Origin of the sequence: Pseudonocardia sp. Ae331_Ps2 (genome assembly GCF_001932405.1) — a bacterium.
In the GTDB taxonomy this organism is placed as follows: Bacteria; Actinomycetota; Actinomycetes; order Mycobacteriales; family Pseudonocardiaceae; genus Pseudonocardia.
This window is the reverse complement of the sequence record NZ_MCIM01000001.1, coordinates 889,238-914,622: the sequence shown is the minus strand read 5'-3', so window position 1 is coordinate 914,622 and position 25,385 is coordinate 889,238. Positions and strand designations below refer to the sequence as shown.

Here is a 25,385-nt window from a genome sequence, read left to right as displayed (position 1 = left end):
CTCGGTGACGGTGTCGATCTGTGCTGGACCGAACCGATCTACCGGGGTCCTGCCCCGTTCCCGCTCATCTCACCACCCTCGGCGTGTCGCCACGACCTGCCACCCCGCTACTGAGAACACCTCACTGGCGACGAACCTGCGGTGGACCTGGCACGCGCCGACCCGGGACCTGTTCGCCTCCCTCGACCCCGACGCGTGGGACGCCTGCGGCCACGACCCGGTCCGCCTGCTGGGTGAGATCCCCACCGCGCGGCTGGCCGAGCTCGCCGCGGACGAGGCGGTCGCCGCCGAGGTCGCCGAGCGGGCCGCGGAGCTGGAGACCTACCTGTCCGAGCCGCGCTGGTACGCCGAGGCCGGCGCGGACAGGCCGTCGGCGGTCGCGTACTTCTCGATGGAGTTCGGCGTCTCGGAGGTGCTGCCGAACTACTCCGGCGGGCTCGGCGTGCTCGCCGGTGACCACCTCAAGGCCGCCTCCGACCTGGGCGTCCCGCTCGTCGCGGTGGGGCTGCTGTACCGGTCGGGGTACTTCCGCCAGTCGCTGTCGCTCGACGGCTGGCAGCTCGAGCACTATCCGGCGATCGACCCGCAGGGGCTGCCGCTGCAGCTGCTCACCGACCCCTCCGGCGCGCCGGAGCTCGTCGAGGTCGCGATGCCGGGGGACCGCACGCTGCACGCGCGGATCTGGCAGGCCGCGGTCGGGCGGGTCCCGCTGCTGCTGCTCGACACCGACATCGCCGAGAACGCCGCGGAGAGCTCCGACGCCGGTGGCGGGGCGGACCTGCGCGGGGTGACCGACCGGCTCTACGGCGGCGACCAGAACCACCGCATCCAGCAGGAGATCCTGATCGGCGTCGGCGGGGTCCGTGCGGTCCGCGCGTTCTGCCGGCTCACCGGGCACCCGACGCCGGAGGTGTTCCACACCAACGAGGGGCACGCCGGGTTCCTCGGCTGTGAGCGGATCCGCGAGCTGTGCACCGGCTCGGCCGTGACGTCGAACGGCGCGGGCCCCGCGACGGCGTCGGCGTCGTCCGGCGGGCTGGACTTCGACGAGGCGCTCGCCGCCGTCCGTGCGGGCACGGTGTTCACCACCCACACCCCGGTGCCCGCGGGCATCGACCGGTTCGGCCTGGACCTCGTGCGGCACTACCTCACCGACCGGCTGCTGCCGGGCCTGCCGACCGACCGGCTCCTCGCGCTGGGCGCCGAGGAGGATCCCGAGACGTTCAACATGGCGCACATGGGCCTGCGCCTGGCCCAGCGGGCGAACGGCGTCTCGCGGCTGCACGGCAGCGTCTCCCGGGAGATGTTCGGCGGGCTGTGGGCCGGGTTCGACCGCGACGAGGTGCCGATCGGCTCGGTCACCAACGGCGTGCACGGTCCCACCTGGGAGGCCCACCAGGTCACCGAGATGCTCGGCGAGCCGGGCAGCAGCGCCGCCGACGTGTCCGACGCCGAGGTCTGGGGGCTGCGCAACACGCTGCGGTCCCGGCTGGTCGACGAGGTCCGTCGCCGGGTCCGCGCCGCCTGGCTGGAGCGGGGCGCCTCCGAGCCGGAGCTGGGCTGGACCGACCACGTTTTCGACCGCGACGTGCTCACCGTCGGCTTCGCCCGCCGGGTCCCCACCTACAAGCGGCTCACCCTGATGCTGCGCGACGCCGACCGGCTCCGCAGCCTGCTGCTCGACCCGCAGCAGCCGGTGCAGCTCGTCGTCGCGGGGAAGTCGCACCCCGCCGACGACGGCGGCAAGGCGCTCATCCAGCAGATCGTGCGCTTCGCCGACGACGCCGGCGTGCGCCACCGCATCGTGTTCCTGCCCGACTACGACATGTCGATGGCGCGCTACCTCTACTGGGGCTGCGACGTCTGGCTGAACAACCCGCTGCGCCCGCTGGAGGCCTGCGGCACCTCGGGCATGAAGTCCGCGCTCAACGGCGGGCTGAACCTGTCCATCCGCGACGGCTGGTGGGACGAGTTCTACGACGGCGCCAACGGCTGGGCGATCCCCACCGCGGACGGCGTCGAGGACCCGACCCGGCGCGACGACCTCGAGGCGAACGCACTCTACGAGCTCATCGCCACCCAGGTCGGCCCGGCGTTCTACGACCGCGTCGACGGCGTCCCGCACCGCTGGGTCGAGATGGTCCGCCACACCCTCACCACCCTGCGGCCGAAGGTGCAGGCCACCCGGATGGTGCGGGAGTACGTGCAGGACTGGTACACCCCGGCCGCCCGCGCCGCTGCCGACGCGGCCGCGTCGGACTACGCCGTCGCCCGCGACATCGCGCTGTTCCGGGCCCGGCTGGACAAGGCGTGGAACCACGTCCGGATCACCGGCGTCGACGCGTCCGGGCTGCCCGACACCCCGGTCGTCGGGTCGCCGATGACGGTCCGGGCGGGGGTGGACCTGGCCGGGCTGGACCCGTCGGACGTGACGGTCGAGGCCGTCGTCGGGCGGGTCGACACCTCCGACGAGCTGGCGGACCCGGTGACCGTCGCGATGCAGCACCGCGGTGACGGGTCCTGGGAGGTCGCCGTGCCGCTGCCGCACGCGGGGCTCACCGGGTACACGGTGCGGGTGCTGCCGCACCACGCGCACCTGGCGTCGTCGGTCGAGCTGGGGCGGATCGTCCTGGCGGGCTGAGCCCGGCGGGTCCGTCCCCGGCGGCGGACCCGCTCAGCGGGCGGAGGTCGTCCGGTCGTGTCGAGGGCGGTCGTGCTCAGGAACCACAGACGTCGAGTGGGGGATGAGCGCCCGCCACCTCGCCGTGCCGCGGGACGTACACCTCAGCCGCCGCAGCACCCGCTGCCGCAGCACCCGCTGCCGCAGCAGCCCCCGCCGCCACCGGCCGGCGCCATCGCGGGCCGGGGCGCGGCACCGGACCGGCCGCCGAGCGCGATCGTCGACAGCAGCTTCACGGTGTCCGCGTGCCCGTGCGGGCAGTCCGCCGGGTCCGACGACGCGGCCATCGGCCGTTCGACCTCGAACGTCGTGCTGCACTCGCGGCAGCGGAACTCGTAGCGCGGCATGCGCGGAGCCTACGCCGCGGGCCGCGCCGCTCCCAGCCCTCGCGGTGAGGGTGCGGTGGTCAGCGGCTCCGCAGCAGGCGCACCGAGCGGGGCGGCAGGACGATCGTCGCGCCCGCGTCGACCGGCGCGGTGTCGGCGGGGGTGCCGTCGGGCGTCGTGGAGTCCAGTACCGGGTCGAAGCCGTGTTCGGCGGGCAGCACGCAGTCGACGGGCTCCTCCCCGGCGTGCAGGGCCAGCAGCCAGTAGTCGGCCAGCAGTACGACCAGAGTGCGGCGGCCCCCGTCGTGCCAGTCTCCGGGCTCCATCGGGCGCCCGGACGGGTCCCACCAGAGGACCTCGCCGTCGACGTAGAACTGGTCGCGGTGCAGCACCGGCGACTCCCGGCGCAGCGCGGCGACGCGTCCGGTGAACGCCTCCATCGCGGTGGTCTCGTCGGTGGTGGTCCAGTCGACCCAGGACGTCTCGTCGTCGCGGCAGTAGGCGTTGTTGTTGCCGCCCTGGGTCCGCCAGCGCTCGTCGCCGCCGGTGATCATCGGCGTGCCGATCGACAGCAGCAGCGTCGCCATCATCGCCCGGGCGGTGGCGATGCGGGCGGCGCGGACGCCCGCGTCGTCGGTCTCGCCCTCGACGCCGTGGTTCTGCGAGCGGTTGTCGTCGGTGCCGTCGCGGTTGTCCTCGCCGTTGCCCTCGTTGTGCTTGCGCTCGTAGGAGACGAGGTCGCGCAGGGTGAAGCCGTCGTGCGCGGTCACGAAGTTCACCGAGGCCCACGGGCGGCGTCCGGACAGCTGGTAGATGTCGGAGCTGCCGGTCAGCCGCGACGCCAGCTCGGCGACGCCGCCGTGGCCGCGCCAGAAGTCGCGCACCGCGTCGCGGTAGCGGCCGTTCCACTCCGACCAGGCGACGCCGAACCCGCCGACCCGGTAGCCCTCGCCGGTGGCGTCCCACGGCTCGGCGATCAGCTTGGTCGTCGACAGCGTCGGGTCCTGCGCGATCGCGGTGAGCAGCGCCGAGTCCGGGGAGAACGGCCCCGACCGCGGCCGGCCGAGCACCGAGGCGAGGTCGATCCGGAACCCGTCGACGCCGTAGGCGTGCACCCAGTGCCGCATGGCGTCGCAGACGAGCCGGATCACCGTGGGGGAGCCGGCGTCGAGGGTGTTGCCGGTGCCGGTGATGTCGGCGTCGTGCCCGGACCCGCCGAGCGAGTAGTAGGCCGGCGCGTCGAGGCCGCGGTAGGACAGCGTGGTGCCGCCGACCCCGCCCTCGCAGGTGTGGTTGGGGACGACGTCGAGGATGACCTCGATCCCGGCCGCGTGCAGGGTGTCGACGAGGTAGCGGAACTCCGCGACCTCGTTGCCGGGGTCGCTGGCATAGCCCGCGTGCGGGGCGAGGAACCCGAGCGTCGCGTAGCCCCAGTAGTTCGACGCGCCCCGCTCCAGCAGCGACGGTTCCGGCGCGTTCGCCTGCACCGGCAGCAGCTCGACGGCCGTCACCCCGGTCCGCTGCAGCTGCGCGATCACCGCGGGGTGCGCCAGGCCGAGGTAGGTGCCACGGTGGGCCTCGGGCACCTCCGGGTGCAGCCGGGTCCAGCCGCGCACGTGGATCTCCGAGATCACCGTCTCCGACCACGGCACGTCCGGCCGGGACGGGCGCGGCGCGAGGTCGGTCGAGGTGACGACCGACAGCGGCACCGAGCCGAGCGAGTCGACGGTGCTGGGCCGCCCCGACATCGGGTCGCCGTCCCACCCGCGGGCGGCGACGAGGTCGGTGACGGTGCCGGTGATCCGCGCCGCATAGGGGTCGACGAGGATCTTGTTCGGGTTCGCACGCAGACCGTGGAACGGCCGGTACTCACCGTGCACCCGGTAGCCGTAGCGCTGGCCGGGGCGCACACCGGGGACGTGGCCGTGCCACACGCCGAAGGTGTGCTCGCGCAGCTCCACCCGGCGCTCGGTGAGCTCCTCGCCGTCGGTGTCGGAGCCGTCGACCAGGCAGACCTCGACGGTCTCGGCGCTGGTGGTGGCGACCGCGAAGCGGGTCCCGTGGTCGTCGGGGTGGGCACCGAGGGGGAAGACAGGCACGATCGGCCAGGATAGGGGGGTGACTTCGCCCCGAACCCCCGCCGCGCCCGGTGTCACAGAGATCGACGACGAGGATCTGGTCGTCGGTATGGACGCCGCCACCGTCCGTCGTGGTGACACCGTGCTCCTCGACGCCGTCGACTGGCGGGTCGAGCTCGACGAGCGCTGGGTCGTGCTCGGCCCCAACGGCGCCGGCAAGACCACCCTGCTGCGCCTGGCCGGTGCCGAGCTGCACCCGACCTCGGGCACCGTCTTCGTGCTCGGCGAGCGGATGGGCCGGGTCAACGTGTTCGAGCTCCGCACCCGGATCGGCCTCACCTCGGCCAACCTGGGTGTGCGCATCCCGGGCGACGAGATCGTCTCCGACGTCGTCGTCTCCGCCGGGTACGGCGTGCTCGGTCGCTGGCGCGAGGAGTACGAGAACGACGACACCGGCCGGGCCCGGCAGCTGCTGGACCAGCTCGGGATGGGCCCGCTGGCCGGGCGCGCCTACGGCACGCTGTCCGAGGGCGAGCGCAAGCGCACCCTGATCGCCCGCGCGCTGATGACCGACCCGGAGCTGCTGCTGCTCGACGAGCCCGCCGCCGGGCTGGACCTCGGGGGCCGCGAGGACCTCGTCACCCGGCTCGCCGATCTCGCCGACGACCCGTACGCCCCGGCGTCGGTGCTGGTCACCCACCACGTCGAGGAGATCCCGCCGAACTACAGCCACGGTCTGCTGCTGCGCGAGGGGCGTGTCGTCGCCGCGGGGCTCCTGGACGAGGTCATGACCTCCGAGCCGCTGTCGGAGACGTTCGGGCTGCCGCTGACCGTCGAGCGTCGTGGCAACGGACGGTTCACCGCCTACCGGCGCGACTGACCCCCCGCGACGCGGGCAGTGGGGGAGGCGCCGGTTGGCGAGGGATCTTCCTCGGGATGGGCCGTTCGGCGTCTTCCCGAGGTACCTCCGGGCCGGTCGCGCGCGATGGTCGTGGTCAGCTGCGGGCCGGAGAACCCGGCCGGCACGACGACCGGACGGAAGGTGCACCGATGTCGGCTCCCCGACGCGACGACCCCACGCGGCCCCAGCGCCGCACTGCGGCCCCTCGGCAGTCACTGGTCGTGGGACTGACCGCGCTCACCGCCGTCGGGGTGTTCGGGGCGGCCGTCGCCGGTGCACCGGCCGGGGAGACCGGCGACTCCACCGAGGAGTGGGCCGCCTGGGCAGCGGGACAGCGGAACGAGGCGCTGCAGCCGGACGACGCGGAGATCCGGGCGTCGCGCGATGCCGCTCCGGAGTCCGCGCCGGAGCCCGCTCCGACCCCGTCGGCCGCGGCGGAGCCGAAGCTGCCCTCGCTCGACGGCGTCGGTGTCGACGAGCCGGAGGTCGTGGCCCCCGAGACGCTGCTGCCCGCGGTGCCGTCGGCGCCGTCCGTGCTCGGCCCGGTCGTGGCGTCCGCACCGGTGGCCGCCGCGCCCGTCGCGCTGCCGGTCCCCGTGGCGTCGGCTCCGGTCTCGCTGCCAGCGCCGGCAGCACCCGTGCGCGAGGTCGTGACGCCGGTGGCCGAGTCGGCCGGAGAGGCCACCGACACCGTGGCCGCGTCCGCCGGAGACGCCACCGACACCGTGGGCGGGGCCGTCGCGACGACGCTCGACCGGCCCGTGGAGTCCGTGGACTCCGCCGCCACCCCCGTCACGTCCCTCGTCGCCGCTGAGCGGCCGTCCGAGGCGTCCGGTTCCGCGACGTCCGAGGGGGCCGCGGACGTGCCGACCGGTTCCGCCCGGCAGGCGGAGGTCGCCGAGGCCCTCACCGCGTTGGGCGTGCTGCCCGAGCCCGCTGCCCCGGCGGAGAGCGGCTCGCCGCAGCAGACGGAGGAGCCCGTGGCCGAGGGCACACAGCAGGCCGCACCGGTCCAGTCCGACCCGGCACAGCCCGCTCCCGAGCAGCCCGCACCGTCACAGCCTGCACCGGCACAGCCTGCACCGGCACAGCCCGCACCGGCGCAATCCGCTCCGGAACAGCCCGTTCTCGCGCAGCCCGCACCGTCGTCGAGCGATCCCGCGCCGGAGGAGGGGACACCCGCCGCGGAGGGCACGCCGCAGTCCGCTCCGGTGGCCGCCGCACCCGAGGAGGTCTCGGAGCGGGAGGCGCTCTTGCTCGCCGACCAGTGGATCGCGCGGATGTCGGCCGGGGCGACCGAGCGCGGGCGGTTGTCCGAGCTGGTCGCGCAGGCGCCGTCCCGCGGGGCCGCCGTCGCCGGTCGGTCGGAGCGCGCGCCCGGTGTCGACGGCGCGTCCGCCCGGACCCCCACCGGCTCCGCCGCGGACGACGCGACGCCGACCCGGACCGCCGCGGAGGTGGCCACCCAGGACGCGGCCGGCCCGGCCGGGGTCGCCCTCCCGCGTGCCGGGGAGGGGACCGACCGCGCTATCGAGCAGCAGGCGGTCGAGTTCATGCTGGCCCAGCAGCAGGCCGCCCAGCAGCAGGCCGCCCAGCAGCAGGCCGCCCAGCAGCAGGCCGCCGAGCGAGAGGCAGCCGAGCAGAAGGCGGCCGAGCAGAAGGCGGCCGAGCAGAAGGCGGCCGAGCAGAAGGCGGCCGAGCAGAAGGCGGCCGAGCAGAAGGCCGCTGAGCAGAAGGCCGCTGAGCAGAAGGCCGCCGAGCGGAAGGCCGCCGAGCGGAAGGCCGCGGAGCGCAGGGCCGCCGCGCAGGAGGCGGCCGAGCAGCGGGCAGCCGAGCAGCGGGCAGCCGAACGGCAGGCGGCCGAGGAGCGTGCCGCGCGGCAGCAGGCCGAGGAGCAGCAGGCCTCGGAGCAGTGCTCCACCGACGCGTCGTCGCTGTCGGTCTCGGTGAAGCAGAACGACGAGGGCAAGGTGACGGCCGTCCGCATCTCCGGATTCGACGAGCACTGCTCGGGCCGTACCGCTCACGTCACCGTGAGCACCGACGACGGCGGCACGTCCGCGACGAAGACGATCAGCGGTTCCTCGGTGACCGTGTCCCTGGACGAGCCGGTCGACCCCTCGTCGGTGAGGTCGACCGAGGTGTCGGTCGGCTGAGGACGGAGGCCGGACTGTGCAGGACCGGACGGCGCAGGACCCGGCGACGGGCGATGCCACCGACGAGTGGGTGCCCGTCGACTGGACGGTGACCTGGGACGCGGGGCGCCCGAGCGGGTCCACCGGAGGAGCCGGACAGGTCTCCGGCCCGGCTCCCGGGGCCGGTCCGGAGACGGATCCGCCGGTCCAGCCACCCCCTGCCCCGTCGTCGGCGCCGGACCTCCTCCCGCCCCCGGGCCGCGATTCCGCCGACATCGGTGCGCCGGTCCGCGACTCTGCCGACATCGGTGCGCCGGTCCGGGACACCACGACGACGGCCGGGTCCCCCGGGCCGCAGGCGGGAGCCGGGGACGCGGCCGATCCGGAGACCCGTGCCCTGCGGGTGACGCCGCAGGCGGCTCCGCCGAGGTCCCCCGAGCGGACGGGAAGTGCGACCGGGGAGACCGCGACCCCCGCGACCCCCGCGACCCCCGCGACCCCCGCGACGACGGCGATCCCGGTGGTCACCGGCCCCACCACCCCCTCCGGCGGGAGCACCACCCCACCGGTGGGGACCGGCTCCGCGACCGGTCCGGTGCCCCGTGACGGGGCCGACCGGCGGACACCGCCACGCGGTCGGGCGCATCCGTCGTCCCGACCGACCGCCGCGTCGACGGACGGACCGCCGCCCGGCCCGAGGCGGCCGCGCTCGGTCCCGCAGCACCCGGACACGCCGCCGCGGCCGCGACGGCCCGCGCCGCCCGCCGGGACGAGGCCCGCACCGGTCCCGCTGCCGGTCGAGCACGCCGGTCCGGTCCGGCCCGTCGCGCCGAACGCCCCGATCCGCTACGCCGGGGACCAGCCGATGCACGGCTGGCGTCGCGGCGTCTACGCCGTCACCGCGGGCCGCTACAACCCCGGGCCGTCCCCGGCGCAGCTCGCCCGGCAGGACCTCATCCAGCAGATCCGTCGACCGCTGGCCGGGGTCCGCAGGATCGCGGTCGCCTCGATCAAGGGCGGCGTCGGCAAGACGACCGTCTCGGCGTTGCTGGGGCTGGTGCTGGCGGAGAACCGCGGCGACCGGATCGTCGCCCTCGACGCCAACCCCGACGCGGGCACCCTGGCGGACCGGCTCACCGGCGACACCTCCGCGACGGTCCGGGAGCTGCTCGCGGGCGCCGCGCACGCGTCGTCGGTCCACGATCTCGACCGCTTCAGCAGCCTGGCCGGACGCCTGCGGGTCATCGCCTCGGAGCAGGATCCGGCGGCGGGGGAGTCGTTCAGCCGGGAGGAGTACGAGGCGGTCTGCGGGCTGATCGGCCGGTTCGCCAACGTGCTCGTCACCGACTCGGGCACCGGGCTGGTGCACTCGGCGATGGAGGGGACGCTGACGCTGGCCGACGCGCTCGTCGTCGTGGGGACCCCGACCGTGGACGGGGCGACGCGGGCGTCGAGGACCCTGGACTGGCTCCACGGGCACGGGTTCTCCGCGCTCGCCGAGCAGGCGGTCGTCGTGCTCTCCCAGGACCGGTGGAGCCGGGAGATCGACCGGGACGTGGTCCGCAGGCACTTCGAGTCGCGTGTCCGCGCCGTCGTGGAGCTGCCGTTCGACCAGCACCTCGCGCACGGTGGCCGGATCGACCTGGCCCGGCTGGCGCCGGCCACCGTCGACGCGGTCCTCCTGCTCGCCGCCCGGATCACCGACGGTTTCGAGGGCTGAGCACCGGCCGTCGACGGGGGAAACCCCTGTGTTCGGTGGCCGCGCGACGCACGGAGGCACACCGCGGGACCGGCCTGGCCATGATCGACGGTGGATCGGGTCCGTCCCGCCGGGGGCGGTGCGCGCGTGCCCGAGGAGAGCGAGGTGGGACCGGTGACCGACGCCCGGGCCGAGTCCGTCGTGGACCCCCTGGTCGCAACCCTGGTCGGGCCGCACGTCCTGATCGCCGACGGGACCGAGGCGTCCCGGGAGCGCGGGTTCCTGTCCGGCCTGGGCCCGTCGGGGCCGCCGCTCGTCATGCTGGTCGGGACGGCCTACCGCCGGTCGGGCCTCGCGGCGGAGCTCCTCGGGCTGCTGCGCGAGGTGATGTCCGGCCCCGCGGGTGCCGACGGCGAGCTGTGGCTCGCGGTCACCGACATCGCCGCCCTGGGTGCCAGGCTGCAACAGGTCGTCGACGCCACCGGTGTCGCGCTCGTCGCCCCGTCGGGGGCCATGCGTTTCTCCGTCGGGTCCGGCATCCTCACCGGCCCCACGGTCGGCGGCGCGGGATGGGTGCGTTTCGCACCGGGGGTGGCCCCGCAGGCGCACGGCACCCGCTTCCCGCGCCCGGACTGGGAGGGCGCGCTGCCCGACGAGCCCACGGTCGTCGAGGGCGCGGCCGTCGAGCCGGTGCCCGCCGGCCTCGCGGTCCGCGGCCTCCCCGCGCCGGAGGAGGGCCCCGGGGACGACGACGTGGCGCTGCGTGCCGTTCTCGACCGACGTTTCGTGCAGCTGCTCGTCGGCGGCGCCGGTGCCGTCCCGTCGCCGGAGGCGGTCGCCGCCGCCGCGCGGACGATCACCTCCGACGGCCCCGTCCTGGTCGCGCCGCTCACCCCCGCAGCGCTCACCGACGGGTTCCCGGCGGCCCTGGGGGAGGCGCTCGGCACCGACTTCGCCCCGGGTACCGGTGTCGCGCTGCGGACGTCGTCGGGGGTGGAGACCTTCGCCGTCGAACCCGGGCGGGAGACCCGGATGCGTCCCTTCCCGACGGTGCTGCGCCAACGCCTCGACGGGGGGCAGGAGGTGCTGTCGGTCGGCCTCCCACCCGCCGGGTGGACCGCGCGGGGCTGCGGCTACGTCCGTGGCGACGCCGTCGCCACGGTCGTCCCCTCGGGCCTGGTCCTCGGTGCCGGGGACGCCGGGCCGGCGCCGGCCGATCCCCACGACCCGACGGTCTGGACCCTCCACCTCGGCCACGACGGCGAGCCCGTCGGGGCGGAGCTCCTCGCCGCCGCTCGGTCGCTCGTCGACTCCCTCGACGACGAGCGCCGCGCCCGCCACCGGGTCCGGCTCCGCGGGGTCTGGGCCACCCCGGAGGACGCCGACCGCGCCGTCTCCCTCGGCCTGCTGCCCCGGCCGGCCCCGGCGAGCTGGGACACCACCGTGCCCGACCTGCGGGTCGAGTCGGCCGGCCGCCCGATGCCCGTCCCGGCCGTCGCGGAACCGTCCACCCCCGGCGGCCACCCGACCCTCGGTGACACACCGCAGCCGTCGGAGGCCGGCGACGGCGCGACCGGCGGTGCGGCCCCGCCCCCGGCCGACGACGTCGTGCCCACGGGACCCGCCGCCGACGTCGGGCCGACCGGCCCCGTCACCGGGAACCACGCCGCCGACGGTCCCGGTGCCGGGGACACGGCCCCCGCGGCCACGACCGGGCCCGCCGACCGGGCCGGGCCACCCGAGCTGCCACCGCTCGTCGTCGAGGACCGGCCCAGCACGGGCAAGGAACGCGAACGGTTCGTCGCCGCCGCCGGGGACCAGTACACCGAGGCCCTGGCGACGGTCAACGCTGCGCTGGCGTCCTGGCCGTCGCTGCGCACCGGGGACGCGTCCGGTGTCAAGACCGACCTGGCCGCGGTGTGCCTGCACCTCGGCGACGGCGACCGTGGCGGAGGCGCCGTCAACGAGGGCGTCCGCGCCGGCCGCCGCGACCTGCCGGAGGGGCAGCTGGCCTGCCTGGTCTCCGGGCTGCGTCGCCTCCCGACGCACCGGCGCCCGGTGCTGCGCCAGGGGCAGGCGCCGCAACCGCCGTCGGACCACACCGTGGTGGGCGGGACGCTCGCCGAACCGGGTTTCCTCAGTGCCACCGGCGAGCTCGACGTGACCGTCCCCGACGCCGGGTACGACGTCCTCATCTGGCCGACCACGGCGCGCCGCACGAGCGAGCTCGTCGCGGGCCGCCCCGTCGCCGAGGTCGTCTTCCCGGCCGGTACGCGGTTCCGGACCATCGGCGTGCGGGATGCGCCCGCACCCCAGGACGTCGACGGCGGGCCGGTGGCCCCGCGCCTCGCCCTTCTCGTCCGAGAGCTCGGCGCGGACGAGGGCGAGGGCACCGGTGGCACCGAGGAGACCCGGATCGGCGAGCGCGACCAGGCGGCGCTGACCCGACTGGAGCGGGCCCTGGAGCGTCGCCGCCGGATGGTGCTGCGGACGGTGGAGGACCCGGATCTGGTCCGACGCCTCACCGTCCCGCTCCTCACGGTCGACGCGGGCGCGACCGGCGACTCGGCCGCCGCGTCGTGAGGTCGGCGAGGTCCCGCGCGGTCGGCCGGGCCGTGGCGCTCGGTGCGGCCGTGCTCGTCACGGCGCTGACCGCCCCACCGGCCCTCGCCGCGCCACCGGCCCTCGCCGCCCCGGCGGTACGGCCGGGCTGCCTGCCCCCGCCCACGGTGACCGAGCCGACCCTGCCCTGGGCCCAGCGCCAGCTCGCGCCGCAGCGGGTGTGGCCGGTGACCCGGGGTGCCGGAGTGGTCGTCGCCGTCGTCGACACCGGGGTCGACGCCCGGACCCCGCAGCTCGCGGGCGCACACGTCCTCCCGGGTGCCGACGTCGTGTCCGACGGCCCCGCCGACGACGACTGCTACGGCCACGGGACCTTCGTCGGCGGCATCATCGCCGCGCAGCCGGTCGCGGGCAGCGGGTTCGCCGGGATCGCCCCCGACGCGACGCTGCTGCCGATCCGGGTCACGGTCCCGGGCCCGGACGGCGACGCCGGCCGAGTGACCGCCGCGTCCCTGGCCGCGGGCATCCGCCGGGCCGTGGACGAGGGCGCCCGCGTGATCAACGTGTCGGCCAGCACCAGCATCCCGGACGCCGGGCTCGCCGCGGCGGTGGCCCACGCCGCCGCCCGCGACGTCGTCGTGGTCGCCTCGGCCGCCAACGGGGCACGCACGGGCGATCCCGTCACCTACCCGGCCTCGTACCCGACGGTGATCGCGGTCGGTGCCGTCGACGCCGAGGGCGGGCGCGCCGACTTCTCCCAGACCGGCCCGTACCTGTCCCTGGTCGGCCCCGGCAGCGACGTCGTCAGCATCGGACCGGGTGGGCCCGGCCACTGGCAGGGCAGCGGCACCAGCTACGCGGCGCCGTTCGTGGCGGGCACCGCGGCCCTCGTCCGCGCCTACCGGCCCGACCTGCGTGCCGACCAGGTCAAACACCGGTTGGAGACGACCGCGACGCACCCCGCGGTCCCGCTCCCCGACCCGGCACTCGGCTGGGGCACGGTGAACCCGGTCGATGCCGTCACGGCCGTGCTGCCCGAGGAGGGAACGGGGCGGGAGGCCGCCGTCGTGGCTCCACCGGTCCGCGCACCCGAGCCGGTCGCCCCGTCGTGGGGGCCGCTGACGGCGCTGCTCAGTGTGCTCGCCGCCGCCGGTACGGCCGCGGTGGTCGTGCTGCTGGTCCGGCTGGGCCCTGCCGCGCGCCGTCGTCGGTGGGCCCCGCCCCGGCGCGTCGAGATCCGTGGACCCGCTCCGGCCGACGGTGGCGCGGGCGGTCCGGCGGACGACGGCGGTGTGCCGGAGCGGCCCGCCGGCATCCGGGCCGGATGAGCGGGTCCCGGGTCGTCCCGGGACGACGGGGGCCCCGGTGCGCGGTCGTCGACCGCGCACCGGGGCCCGTGCCGCGGCGGCGGTCAGTGCAGGGCGGCGTCCAGGTCGCGCGGCAGCGGCCGGGCCGGAGCGGCCAGGCCCGTCAGCGCGGCGGGGGAGAGCAGCTCGCCGACCTCGTCGGGGTCGAGCAGCCCCCGGGCCACCGCGATGTCGCCGACCGGACGGCCGGTGGCCAGGGACTCCTTGGCGATCTCCGCGCTGGTCGCGTAGCCGAGCGCGGGCGAGAGCGCGGTGACGATCCCGACCGACCCGCGCACCCCCTCCTCCAGGTGCTCACGGTTCGCGGTGATCCCGTCGACGCACCGGTCCGCCAGCGTCCGCGCCGCGGCCTCCAGGTGCGAGGCCGACCGGATCAGCCCGTAGACGATGATCGGCTCGAAGGCGTTGAGCTGCAGCTGCCCGCCCTCGGCGGCCATGGTGACGGTGAGGTCGTTGCCGATGACCTCGAACGCCACCTGGTTGACCATCTCGGGAATGACCGGGTTGACCTTCCCCGGCATGATCGACGATCCGGCCTGGGCCGGAGGCAGGTTGATCTCGGACAGGCCCACCGACGGGCCCGACGACGTCAGGCGCAGGTCGTTGCACACCTTCGAGAGCTTCACCGCGACCCGCTTCAGGACCCCGGAGACCTGGACGAACGCCCCGCAGTCCTGGGTGGCCTCGATCGGGTCGCCCGCCGGGACGACCTCCTTGCCGGTGATGTCGCGCAGGTGCGCGCAGGCCAGCCGTGCGTAGTCCGGGTGCCCGTTGATCCCGGTCCCGATCGCCGTGCCACCGAGGTTGCTCTCGAGCAGCAGCTCGGCGGCCTCGCGCAGCCGGAGGCAGTCCTCGCCCAGCATGGTGGTGTAGGTGCCGAACTCCTGGCCCAGCGTCATCGGGACCGCGTCCTGCAGCTGGGTCCGCCCCATCTTGACGATGTCGTGGAACTCCGCGGACTTGCGCGCGAACGCGGCCGCCAGGTGCTGCAGGGCGGCCATCAGCTCGTGCAGGTGGGACCCGATGGCGAGCCGGATCGCCGTCGGGTACACGTCGTTGGTCGACTGGCCCAGGTTGACGTGCGTCAGCGGGTCCAGCTCCGCGTAGTCACCCCGTCGGTGTCCGAGCAGCTCCAGGGCCCTGTTCGCGACGACCTCGTTCGCGTTCATGTTGGTCGAGGTCCCCGCGCCACCCTGGATCGGGTCGAGGGGGAACTGGTCGGCCAGCTCGCCCGCGCGCAGCTCCCGGCAGGCCGCGACGATCGCGTCGGCCCGGCGCCCGTCCAGCCGCCCGAGGTCCCGGTTGGCCAGGGCGGCCGCCTCCTTCACCGCGGCCAGTGCCTGCACCAGCCGCGGGAAACCCCCGATCGTCTCGCCGGTCACCGCGAAGTTGGCGACGGCCCGTGCCGTGTGCACCCCCCAGTACCGGTCCGCGGGCACCTCGACCGTGCCGAGGGAATCCCCCTCCGTACGCGTCATCGCGTTCATGGCTGCTCCCCACTCTTGACAACGACTGCCAGACTACTCAATGTTGGACGCGAAGTGCAAAGCCCAGAGTGCAATATATTGCACGCGAGCAGCAGCTAGGAGTCACAATGGCCGTGTCCCCGACGCCGTCGACGCCCCAGGAGCCACCGCCGCCACGAGCCGGCCGCGGCTCCGTGGCCGCACGCGTGCACTGGCGTTTCTGGCGCTACCCGATCGGTGTCCAGTCGCTGATCGCGGTCGCCCTCGGTGCGGCGGTCGGCTGGGCGTTCCCCGCGGTCGGCGAGGGTCTGAAGATCCTCGGTGACGCGTTCCTGAACGCGGTCCAGATGGTCGTCGTCCCCCTGGTGTTCCCGCTGATCGTGCTGGGCATCTCCCGGATGGAGTCGGTCAAGAAGGTCGGCCGCATCGCCGGCAAGTCGATCCTCTACTTCGAGATCGTCACCACGGTCATCCTGCTGCTGGCCGTCGGCCTGGCGAAGGCGTTCGACCTCGGCGTCGGCGCCCCGACCTCGGGTGGCGACGCGGCCGCGGTGGGCGACCTTCAGCAGGGCGTGGACTTCCACGAGCTGCTGCTGCACGCGATCCCGAAGAACGTGTTCCAGGCGTTCGCGGAGGGCAACCTGCTCGGCGTCATCGTGTTCGCGACGCTGGTGGGCATCGCCCTGGCCGCGCTCGGGGAGAAGGCCCGCCCGGTCAACGACGTCCTCGACTCCTTCGCCGGCGCCATGTTCAAGGTCGTCGGCTACGTCATCGCGTTCGCCCCGCTGGGCGTGCTCGGGTTCATCGCCTACGACGTCGCGCACTACGGCTTCGGCAACCTGGTGAGCCTGCTCGGCTTCGTCGGAGTGGTCTACCTGGGGCTGATCCTCGTCCTCGGCGTGATCTTCCCGATCATCGCGGCGATCTACGGCGTGCGCTACGTCGCGATGCTGCGCTCGATCGGCGACCTGGCCGGGCTGGCGTTCGTCACCCGCAGCTCGGAGGCGGTCCTGGCCCCGCTGCTGGGTCGTCTCGAGCAGTTCGGCGTGAGCCGCTCGACCTCGTCGTTCGTGGTCCCCCTGGGCTACTCCTTCAACACCGACGGCTCGGTGCTCTACCAGGCCGTCGCCCTCGTGTTCATCGCCAACGCCTTCGGTCTCGACACCTCCTGGGGCAGCCTGCTGCTGATGGTCGGGGTGCTCGTCGTGCTGTCCAAGGGCATGGCCGGGGTCGCCTCGGCGTCGGTGGTCGTGCTGCTCGCCGCGAGCACGACGATCGGGCTGCCGCCCGAGGGCGTGGCGCTCCTGCTCGGCGTCGACTTCATCGTCGACATGGCCCGTACCGGGGTGAACGTCGTCGGCAACTCGCTGGCGGCGGCGGTCATCGACCGGTCGGAGATCCGGGGGGCCCGGCGGCGCGGTGAGCCGCTGCCCGCCGACCTCGACGCGGCCGCTGCCGCCGACGCCGCTGCTGCTGCCGACCCCGCCGACCACGCCGGCGGTGCCGGGACCGAGGCGGCCGCGGGTGCCGGGGACGGGCGTCCGGTGCGCACCGCGCCGGTCACCGCGGACCGTACCGGGGCGCCCGCCCCGGACGAGCGGGTCGACGCCACGCAGGGATCGCAGGGCTGATGATCGCGCCGGAACGCACCCCGCACGCGACCGGGCCGGTCGCGGCGCGGGTCCCGACCGGGCCCGTCGCACCGGATGCCCCGGTGATCGGGATCCTGGGCGGCATGGGCCCCGCGGCCACCGCGGACTTCTACGCCAAGCTCGTGGACGCGACCCCCGCGGTCCGGGACCAGGAGCACCGCCGGGTCGTCATCTGGTCCGACCCGACGGTGCCCGACCGCACCGAGAGCCTGCAGGGGCGCGGGCCGGACCCCCTGCCCTGGCTGCGCGCGGGCGCGGAGAAGCTGCAGGAGGCCGGGGCGACGCACATCGCCATCCCCTGCAGCACCGCCCACGCGTTCGTTCCGGAGCTGCTGCGCTACGTCGACGTCCCGGTCGTGCACATGATCGACGAGGTCGCCCGACACCTCGCCGGCGCGGCGCCGCCGGTCCGGTGCGCGGGCCTGCTCGCGACCGACGGGACCGTCGGCACCGGGCTCTACCAGGACTGGTTGCACCGCAGGGGGGTCGAGGTGATCGTGCCCGACGCCCGCGACCAGCAGGCCGTGATGACAGCGATCCTGTCGATCAAGGCCGGTCGTCGCGGTGCGACCGAGACCGCGGTCCTGGCCGCGGTCGCCGACCGGCTCGCCCGGGCCGGTGCGGAGGCGGTCGTGGCCGGGTGCACGGAGATCCCGTTGTGCCTGGCCACGACCGATGTCACGGTGCCGCTGCTGGACCCGGCACGGATCCTGGCCCGGGCGATGGTCGCGTTGACCGCACCGATTTAACGTGTCGTTGATATATCGTGTGCTGCATGCAGATCGCTCCCGTCCCGCGCCGCCTGCTCAGTGACGAGGTGTTCGCGCGTCTGCGCGACGCCATCGTCCGGTTCGAGCTGCTGCCGGGGGAGAAGGTCCGTGACACCGAGCTCGCGGAGCGGTTCGGCCTGAGCCGGACCCCGGTGCGGGAGGCGCTCAACCGGTTGGCGGACACCGGGCTGGTCGAGGCCAAGCCCGGTGTCTACACCCGGATCACCCCGCTGGACCGGACCGATGCCGAGCGCGCGCTGGCGGTGCTGCGGGCGCTGGACACCCTCGCCGTCGGCACCGCGGTGCCCCGGATGACCGCGGCCGACCTGGAGGAGATGCGCGCGGCCAACCGCGACTTCGAGCGTGCGGTGGTCTCCGACGACACCGACGCCGCCCTGGAGGCCGACGACCGCTTCCACGGCGTGCCGCTGCGCGTCGCCGACAACCCGACGCTGACCCGGATCGTCGAGCAGCTGCACCCGCAGATCCACCGGATCCTCTACCGCAAGTTCTCCACGCTGCTGGGCGGTCGCAACACGATCGAGCACCACGACGCGTTCGTGGACCTCTGCGCCACCGGCGACGGCGCGGCCGCCGCGGCCTCGTCGGGGCAGCACTGGGAGCGGCTCGGCGGGCACATCACGGAGCTGTTCGCGACCAACCAGCTCGGCTGACCCGGTGCCGGCGCGGTACCCGCCGCGCCGGCACCGCGCCGGTCACCCGCCGTCGTCGGTGCGGGGTGTCTGCACCAGGCGCACCGACCGCCTGCGGTCGACGAACTGGCCGCGCCCTGGCGGCAGCGTGCGCGGCCGCACCGTCCCGAGGAAGCGACCCTCCTCGCGCGGGCAGGACAGCAGCAGCGCGGGGGTGCCGAGCTCCCACATCCGCCGGATCCCGGCGTTCATCATCGACCGCGAGGCGCCACCGGTGCTGCGGGCGATCACCAGGTGCAGGCCGATGTCGGCGCCCTGGGCGAGCAGCGGCACCAGCGGTTCGAGCGCGCCGGCGCCCATCCCGCCCTCCATCAGCTCGAAGTCGTCGACGAGCACGTAGTAGCGCGGGCCGGTCCACCAGTCCCGGCGCGGCAGCCGGTCCGGGGTGATGTCCGGTCCGGGAACCCGGGCGCGCAGCGTCTCCCCGACCGTCCGCAGTGCCGTCGTCAGTGCGTCGACGCCGACGGAGTAGTCCTGCTGGTACTCCTGGCCGACCGCGTCGTAGAGCTCGCGGCGCACGTCGCCGAACACGATCCGGACCTCGTCGGGGGTGTGGTGGGCGGCGACGCTGTGCGCGACGTGGCGCAGCAGACCCGTCTTGCCGGTCTCGGTGTCGCCGTACACCAGCAGGTGCGGGCTGGCGTCGAGATCCCACCACTGCACACCGAGCCGGGTCTCCTCGACACCCAGCGCCATCCGCATCTCCGCGGTCGCGCTCGCCGCCGTCGGCGCGGGCAGGTCCGCGGGCGAGAGCCGCCCGGGCAGCAGCCGTACCGGAGGGGCGACCGGTGCCCGTGGCGTGGTCAGGGCCTCGGTGAGCTCGACGGTCGCCTCGGACAGGTCGTCGGTGGCGCCGGAACCGTCGATGCGCGGCAGCGCGGCCAGGAAGTGCAGCTTGTCCCGGGTGAGACCGCGGCCGGGTCGCCCCTCCGGCACGGTCGCCGCCACCCGGCTCCCCACCTCCGAGTCCACCGGGTCACCGAGCCGCAGCTCGAAGCGGGTGCCGAGGACGTCGCGCAGCCAGGGGCGCATCTCCGCCCAGCGGTTGGAGGCGATGATCAGGTGGATGCCGAAGCCGAGTCCGCGCGCGGCCAGCTCCTGGAACCGTTCCTCCAGCTCCTCGTAGTCCTGCCGGACCGTGTACCAGCCGTCGACGACGAGCATCACGTCGCCGTAGGGGTCGACGTCGAGGAAGCGGCCGTCGCGGCGGGCGCGCCGGTAGGTCGCCATGGAGTCGATGTTGTGTTCGGCGAACAGGGCCTCCCGCCTCGCCAGCAGGTTGGTCACCTCCAGCACCGTGCGGGTCACCCGGTCCCGGTCGAGCCGGTTCGCCACCGAGCCCACGTGCGGCAGCCCGGACAGCGACGACAGCGTGCCGCCGAAGTCGAGGCAGTAGAACTGCACCTGCGCGGCGGAGTGGGTCAGCGCCAGCGACGCGATGACCGTGCGCAGCAGGGTGGACTTGCCGGTCTGCGGCCCGCCGACGACGCCGACGTTGCCGCCGGCCCCGGACAGGTCGGCGGTCAGCAGCTCGCGTCGCTGCTGGGCCGGCAGGTCGATCAGCCCGACCGGGGCGCGCAGGGTGCCCGAGTCCAGGGCGCCGACGGCACGCAGCCCCAGCTCCGGGTCGTCGACCAACGGGGGGAGCAGCTGGTCCAGCGCGGCCGGGACGACGAGCGGCGGCAGCCACACCTGGTGGGCCCGCGGCCCGATCCCGGTCAGCCGCCCCAGCAGCACGTCGATCATCGTGCGGGTCTCGGTCGGCTCCTCGGGCTCCGGCTCCTCGGCCTCCGGGAGGACGGGTGGCGGGAGGTACTCGGTCCCGAACGCCACCACCTGCTGCTCGACGTCGTCGCGGCGCCGGCGCCGCCGGGCCGGGCGGTAGGTGGCCGAGGAGTAGGCGCCCTTGAACCGCAGCAGGGTCTGGGTGTCCGGACGGAGGTAGCCGTTGCCCGGGGCGGAGGGCAGCTCGTAGGCGTCCGGGACGCCGATGATGCTGCGGCTGTCCCCGGCGGAGAAGGTGCGCAGCCCGATCCGGTAGGACAGGTGGGTCTCGACCTTGGAGATCCTGCCCTCGTCGAGGCGCTGGCTGGCGAGCAGCAGGTGCACCCCGAGGCTGCGGCCCAACCGGCCGATCATGGCGAACACGTCGACGAACTCCGGCTTGGAGGCCAGCATCTCGCTGAACTCGTCGACGACGACGAGCAGGGCGGGCATCGGTTCCAGCGGCGCCCCGGCGGCGCGGGCGGCCTCGTAGTCCCGACGCGAGGCGTGCTCGAACCGGCGCAGGTGCTCCTGGCGTCGGTTCAGCTCACCGGTCAGCGCGTCCTGCATCCGGTCGACGAGCTCCAGCTCGTCCTCCAGGTTCGTGATGACCGCGGAGGTGTGGGGCAGCGAGTCGAACCCGAGGAACGCGGCACCACCCTTGAAGTCGACGAGCACGAAGTTGAGGTCCTCGGAGGTGTGCGTCGTCGCCAGCGCGAGCACCAGCGTCCGCAGCAGCTCGGACTTGCCCGACCCGGTCGCGCCGATGCACATGCCGTGCGGGCCCATGCCGTCCTCGGCGGACTCCTTGAGGTCCAGCTCGAGCGGCGCACCGGCGGCGGAGATGCCGATCGGCACCCGCAGCCGTCGCTGGGCGCCGGCCCGGCCGCTGCGGTAGCGGACCGGGTCGAAGGTCCGTACGTCGCCGAGCCCGAGCAGCGCGGCTAGGTCGTAGTCCGAGGCCAGCGGCTCCTCGGCCGTCCCGGTCGCGGTCCCGATCCGGAAGCGGGCCACGGTGCGTGCCAGCGCCGCGGCCGCGGCCGGCCCCAGCCTGTCCGGGCGGCAGAGCGGTCGCGGTCGCGGGCGGCCCAGCCGGTCGAAGACCACGGTGCGGACCTCGTCCGGGTCGACCTCCAGGAACAGCGCGTCGGCCCGCTGGGTCCACGGCAGCGACCCGCCGACGTCCAGGATCACCGTGTTGCGGTAGCCCTCCAGCACACAGCGGTGCTCCGGGTGCACGCCGACCCCGTCGAGGACCAGCACGACCAGCGGCTCGGTCGCGGTGACCGGGGAGCCCGCCTCGAACCGCGGGCGTCCGGCGAACGCCGGGCCACCGAGCAGGTCCTCCGCCTCGGCCAGGCTGTCGGTCACGATCCGCCGCGCGCCTGCGGCGTCGGGGGAGTCGGGGTCCTGGCCGTGCGGCAGCCACTTGCACCAGTCCCAGCGGTGCCGGTTCTCGTCGCTGCAGGCCACCGCGACCCGCAGGTCGGCGGGGCCGTGCGCGGTGACCAGCTGGGCCAGCATGGCGCGGGCCAGCCCGAGGACCGCCTCGTCGTCGCCGCTCATCTGGATCTGGGCGAACCCGCGGACGTAGACCGCGATCGGGGCGTTGGGGACGGTCGAGTAGGCGCGCAGGAAGCGGCGGAGCGCATGTGCCGACAGCGGTTCCAGGTCCTCCACGGGCTTGGTCTCCGGCGGCGTGAGCGCCAGCGACGACCGCCGGGTCCCCAGCCCGATCCGGATCTCGCCGAAGTCGTCGTGCGAGGGACGGCGTTCCCACAACCGGTAGCCCAGGGCGATCGACCAGAGCGAGCGCGGATCCGGGTGCAGCCACTTCGCGGCCGTCTGCTGGGCGGCCAGCGAGCGGCGGACACGACCGCGCAGCTGGGTGAGATAGCGGACGTAGTCGCGGCGCAGCCCGTGCAGCTTCTGCTTGTGGTTGACGGAGTTGCGCAGCAGCCCGACCAGCATCATGCCCATGGCGGAGAGCACCATCAGACCGCCGCCGACGTAGATCAGCGGTCCGCCGCCGGGCCGGACGAACATCATGACCATGGCCAGCGATCCGAGGCCCATCGGCGCGTACATGAGTGCCGAGCTCATGCCGCCGCCCGTCTCCTCGGGGACCGCGGGCGGCTCCTGGATCTCGACGGTCTCGTCGGGCACCGGGGGCTTCTGACGGCGCGCCCGGCGGGCGAACAGTTCGGTGCTCACGCGCTTCCCCTTCGTGGGTGATCTCCCCTGGAAAGCCCGGGCGGGGCCGCGGCGCCGCGTGCGTACGCGGGGGCGGACCTAGCGTTCCGGGCGGTTCGCGGTGGTCGACACCCTGGCAGGAGAGGACCCGAGGAACCGTGACGCAAGAGCAGATCCAGCATCGCACACGCAGCTCGGCCCGGCTACGTTTCGTCCTCGGTGAGAAGTCCGCGGACATCACCGTGCCGGCCGAGGTGCCGCTCGCCGACCTGCTGCCGGCGGTGCTGCCGCACTTCGGCGGGGACGTGATCGAGCAGGGTGCCGAGCACGAGGGCTGGGTGCTGCAACGGCTGGGCGACCCTCCGTTCGACGAGGAACGCACGACCGGCGAGCTGGGCCTGCGCGACGGCGAGGTGGTGCACGTCCGGCCACGGGCCGACGGGCTGGCCCCGATCGACTACGACGACGTCGTGGACGGTGTGGGGGAGCAGGTCCGCAACCATCCCTGGTCGTGGACCGACGGCCGGACCCGGGCCATGCTGCGACTCCTGGCGGCGCTCGCGCTGCTGACCGGTGTCCCGCTGGTCCTCCAGGTCACCGTGCCGGCGCTGGCGCTCGCGCTGGCCGGGGCCACGGCGGTGGTCCTTCTGGGAGCGGCGGGGCTGGTCGCGCGCAGCGGCGCCGGGACGGTGCCCGCGGCCGGGCTGGCCGGTGTCGCCGTCTGCTACGCCACCACCGGTGGTGCGCTGCTGATCCGGCTCATCGAGCCGGCCGCCCCGGTGATGACGGTGGTCGCCTGCGCCGCGGCCCTGGGCCTGATGGCACTCGCCGTCGGGACCGCGCTGGTCGCCGACGGCGCGCTGCTGTTCGTCGGGGCCGCGACGGCGGGCCTGGTCACGGCCGCCGCCGGCCTGGCCGGAGCGCTGGGCGGGGTGTCGGCGCCGAGGGCCGCGGCGATCGCGGTGGTGCTGTCGCTGGTGGCCGGGGTCTTCGTTCCCTCCATGGCCTTCCGGCTGTCCGGCCTGCAGCTCCCGCTGCTGCCGGGGGAGCCCGAGCAGCTCTCCGACGACGTCGAGCCGGTGCCCTACGCGCTCGTCGTGGAGCGGGGGACGGCGACGGTCGGGTACACCGCGGCCCTGCACGTCGGGCTCGGGGCGGCACAGCTCGTGCTGCTGCCCGTGGTGCTCGTCGAGGGCACCGTCTGGGCGGTGGTGTTCGTGCTCGTCGTGGCGGCGCTGATGGCGCTGCGTGCCCGGCACCTGGACTCGGTGGTGGCCCGGTGGGCGGCGCTCGCGCCGGTGCTCACCGCGCTCGTGGCGTGCGCGGTCGGGGTCGCCCCGGTGCTGTCGCCGACCGCCCGGGTGCTGGGGCTGTGGCTGCCGGTGCTCGCGGCGGGCGCGATGCTCGCCGTGGCGGCCGAGCGGCTGCCCGGCCAGCGGCTGCGGCCGTACTGGGGACGGGCCGTCGAGATCGTCGAGTCGCTCACGGCGGTCGCGGTGCTGCCGCTGCTGTTGCAGGTGCTGGGCGTGTTCGCCTGGATGCGCGGACTGGCGGGCTGAGCAGGTGCAGTCGCGTCGGGACCAGGTCCAGGCCTACTTCTACGTCGTCGGGCGGATGACCTCCGCGGTCACCCACGGCCGGCCGGACGTCGTCCGTCCGCCGGGGCGCCGGCTCAGCACCGGGCTCGCCATCGGCGTGCTGATCGCGGCGGTCCTCTGCGCGGGGTTCGGCGTGTACGGGTTGTTCCAGCCGGGTGGGAACACCTCGTGGCGCACGGCGGGCGCGCTCGTCACCGAGAAGACCTCCGGGGCCCGGTTCGTGTACCTGAACGGGACGCTGCACCCGGTGCTCAACCTCGCCTCGGCCCGGCTGGCGAGCGGCTCGGCCGCGGCGCCGACGTCGGTGTCGGCCGCGTCGCTGGCCGGCACCCCGGTGGGGGCACCGATCGGCATCCCGGACGCGCCGGACTCCCTCCCCAGCGCCACCTCGCTGAACCGGGCCCCCTGGACGGTGTGTGCGAGCCCGCCCACCGCGGGCAGCGTCGGGCCGCCCACCCTGTCGCTGCTGCTCGGCGCCCCCGCCGGTCCCGAGCCGGCGGACGACGAGGGACTGCTCGTCGCCACCCCCGACGGCCAGGAGAGCCTGGTCTGGCAGGGCCGTCGGCACCGGATCGGTGGACCCCGTGTGGCCGCCGCGCTGGGCTACGACGACGTCGCCCCGGCACCGGTGCAACCCGGCTGGCTGTCGGCGGTGCCGGCCGGTCCGGACCTCGTCGCGCCGGCGGTGAGCACCCCCGGCGCCCCGGGGCCCACCATCGCCGGGCGGCCCAGCCGGGTCGGGCAGGTGTACCAGGTCAGCAACCCCGCGCTCGCCTCGGACGATCTCTACCTGGTGCGCGCCGACGGCGTCGTCCCGCTCACCCGGACGATGGCCGCACTGGCGATGTCGAGCGGCGGGAGCACGGTCCGGGTGGGCCCCGCGGACATCGCGACGGTGCCACGGGCGGCCGGTGTGGAGCTCGGTCATGACCTGCCCCCGGTGCCGCCCCGGTTGGTGGTGACCCACCAGGAGGACGTCCCCTGTGTCCGGGTCGACGTCGCCGACGCAGCCGCCCCGGTGCGGATCGGGACCCTGCCGGCCACCGCGGTCGCGGCGGCCACCGTCCCGGCCGGGACGCACACGCCGGGGGTGCAGGCCGACCGGATCGGGATCCCCGCCGCGTCCGGAGTGCTCGCGCGGGTGGCGTCCGCGCCCGGGGCCGCGCCCGGAGCGGCGTTCCTCGTCACCGACATCGGGGTGCGGTTCCCGGTCGACGACGACGACGCCCTGTCCGCGCTGGGCATGCAGGGCAGCAGCGCGGTCGCGGTGCCCGAGCAGCTGCTGGAGCTGCTCCCCACCGGTCCGGTGCTCGACCGGGAACCGGCGCTGCAGACCAGGTCACCGCAGTCCCGGGCAGGGCGATGACCCTGCGCGAGCGACCCGCGGGGGATATCCCCTGATATCCACCCGTCCGGGGTGGTGATAACGGAGTGTTCACGCGGGGCCACCAGCATCTGCAGCATCGGAGAACGTCCGACCA

Annotated in this window: 15 protein-coding genes; 11 read left to right on the top strand and 4 right to left on the bottom strand. The window is 75.0% G+C overall.

Annotated elements, in window-relative coordinates:
• Window positions 1-4: 4 nt before the first annotated feature.
• Window positions 5-2,641: an alpha-glucan family phosphorylase gene (glgP, locus tag Ae331Ps2_RS04245; RefSeq protein WP_254849653.1), complete on the top strand. Its 2,637-nt coding sequence runs from the start codon at window positions 5-7 to the stop codon at window positions 2,639-2,641.
• Between the two features lie 143 nt (window positions 2,642-2,784).
• On the opposite strand, the gene Ae331Ps2_RS04240 is transcribed toward glgP, so the two are convergent.
• Window positions 2,785-3,027 carry a zinc ribbon domain-containing protein gene (locus Ae331Ps2_RS04240; RefSeq protein ID WP_075310549.1) on the bottom strand — a complete coding sequence of 81 codons (243 nt, stop codon included), beginning with the start codon at window positions 3,025-3,027 and terminating at the stop codon, window positions 2,785-2,787.
• Window positions 3,028-3,086: 59 nt separating this feature from the next.
• Entirely contained in the window at window positions 3,087-5,105 is a 2,019-nt protein-coding gene (gene glgX / locus Ae331Ps2_RS04235; protein ID WP_075310551.1) for a glycogen debranching protein GlgX, read from the bottom strand.
• An 88-nt stretch (window positions 5,106-5,193) separates the two neighbouring features.
• Between glgX and Ae331Ps2_RS04230 the strand changes: the two genes are divergently transcribed.
• From Ae331Ps2_RS04230 to mycP, 5 genes are all read left to right on the top strand, one after another.
• Window positions 5,194-5,964 (top strand): ABC transporter ATP-binding protein, encoded by a 771-nt coding sequence (locus Ae331Ps2_RS04230; RefSeq protein WP_083695224.1) that lies wholly within the window; start codon window positions 5,194-5,196, stop codon window positions 5,962-5,964.
• A gap of 170 nt (window positions 5,965-6,134) precedes the next feature.
• Entirely contained in the window at window positions 6,135-8,141 is a 2,007-nt protein-coding gene (locus tag Ae331Ps2_RS30235) for a hypothetical protein (RefSeq protein WP_139318943.1), read from the top strand.
• A gap of 844 nt (window positions 8,142-8,985) precedes the next feature.
• Window positions 8,986-9,840: a MinD/ParA family protein gene (locus Ae331Ps2_RS30225; protein ID WP_083696169.1), complete on the top strand. Its 855-nt coding sequence runs from the start codon at window positions 8,986-8,988 to the stop codon at window positions 9,838-9,840.
• A gap of 153 nt (window positions 9,841-9,993) precedes the next feature.
• Entirely contained in the window at window positions 9,994-12,402 is a 2,409-nt protein-coding gene (locus Ae331Ps2_RS04215) for a hypothetical protein (protein ID WP_139318944.1), read from the top strand.
• A 32-nt stretch (window positions 12,403-12,434) separates the two neighbouring features.
• Window positions 12,435-13,709, top strand: a complete 1,275-nt coding sequence (mycP, locus tag Ae331Ps2_RS04210; RefSeq protein WP_075310557.1) for a type VII secretion-associated serine protease mycosin — start codon at window positions 12,435-12,437, stop codon at window positions 13,707-13,709.
• A gap of 83 nt (window positions 13,710-13,792) precedes the next feature.
• Here the strand turns inward: mycP and Ae331Ps2_RS04205 are convergent, their stop codons facing one another.
• On the bottom strand, window positions 13,793-15,226 hold the full coding sequence (locus tag Ae331Ps2_RS04205) for an aspartate ammonia-lyase (protein WP_198932337.1): 1,434 nt from the start codon (window positions 15,224-15,226) through the stop codon (window positions 13,793-13,795).
• A gap of 116 nt (window positions 15,227-15,342) precedes the next feature.
• Here Ae331Ps2_RS04205 and Ae331Ps2_RS04200 point away from each other — a divergent pair, with 116 nt between their 5' ends.
• From Ae331Ps2_RS04200 to Ae331Ps2_RS04190, 3 genes are read left to right on the top strand one after another with little or no spacing between them, the layout of a single operon-like run.
• Window positions 15,343-16,845 (top strand): dicarboxylate/amino acid:cation symporter, encoded by a 1,503-nt coding sequence (locus Ae331Ps2_RS04200; RefSeq protein ID WP_083695219.1) that lies wholly within the window; start codon window positions 15,343-15,345, stop codon window positions 16,843-16,845.
• Window positions 16,845-17,615 carry an aspartate/glutamate racemase family protein gene (locus Ae331Ps2_RS04195; protein ID WP_075310561.1) on the top strand — a complete coding sequence of 257 codons (771 nt, stop codon included), beginning with the start codon at window positions 16,845-16,847 and terminating at the stop codon, window positions 17,613-17,615. The genes Ae331Ps2_RS04200 and Ae331Ps2_RS04195 overlap by 1 nt, the downstream gene beginning before the upstream one ends.
• A gap of 26 nt (window positions 17,616-17,641) precedes the next feature.
• On the top strand, window positions 17,642-18,310 hold the full coding sequence (locus tag Ae331Ps2_RS04190; protein WP_020624679.1) for a GntR family transcriptional regulator: 669 nt from the start codon (window positions 17,642-17,644) through the stop codon (window positions 18,308-18,310).
• 42 nt (window positions 18,311-18,352) lie between these two features.
• Here the strand turns inward: Ae331Ps2_RS04190 and eccCa are convergent, their stop codons facing one another.
• Entirely contained in the window at window positions 18,353-22,327 is a 3,975-nt protein-coding gene (gene eccCa, locus Ae331Ps2_RS04185; protein ID WP_075310563.1) for a type VII secretion protein EccCa, read from the bottom strand.
• 137 nt (window positions 22,328-22,464) lie between these two features.
• Between eccCa and eccD the strand changes: the two genes are divergently transcribed.
• Together eccD and eccB are read left to right on the top strand one after the other, a co-directional pair.
• Complete coding sequence (gene eccD / locus Ae331Ps2_RS04180; RefSeq protein ID WP_075310565.1) at window positions 22,465-23,865, top strand: type VII secretion integral membrane protein EccD; 1,401 nt, start codon at window positions 22,465-22,467, stop codon at window positions 23,863-23,865.
• A 4-nt stretch (window positions 23,866-23,869) separates the two neighbouring features.
• Window positions 23,870-25,270, top strand: a complete 1,401-nt coding sequence (gene eccB, locus Ae331Ps2_RS04175; RefSeq protein ID WP_075310567.1) for a type VII secretion protein EccB — start codon at window positions 23,870-23,872, stop codon at window positions 25,268-25,270.
• Window positions 25,271-25,385: the final 115 nt, after the last annotated feature.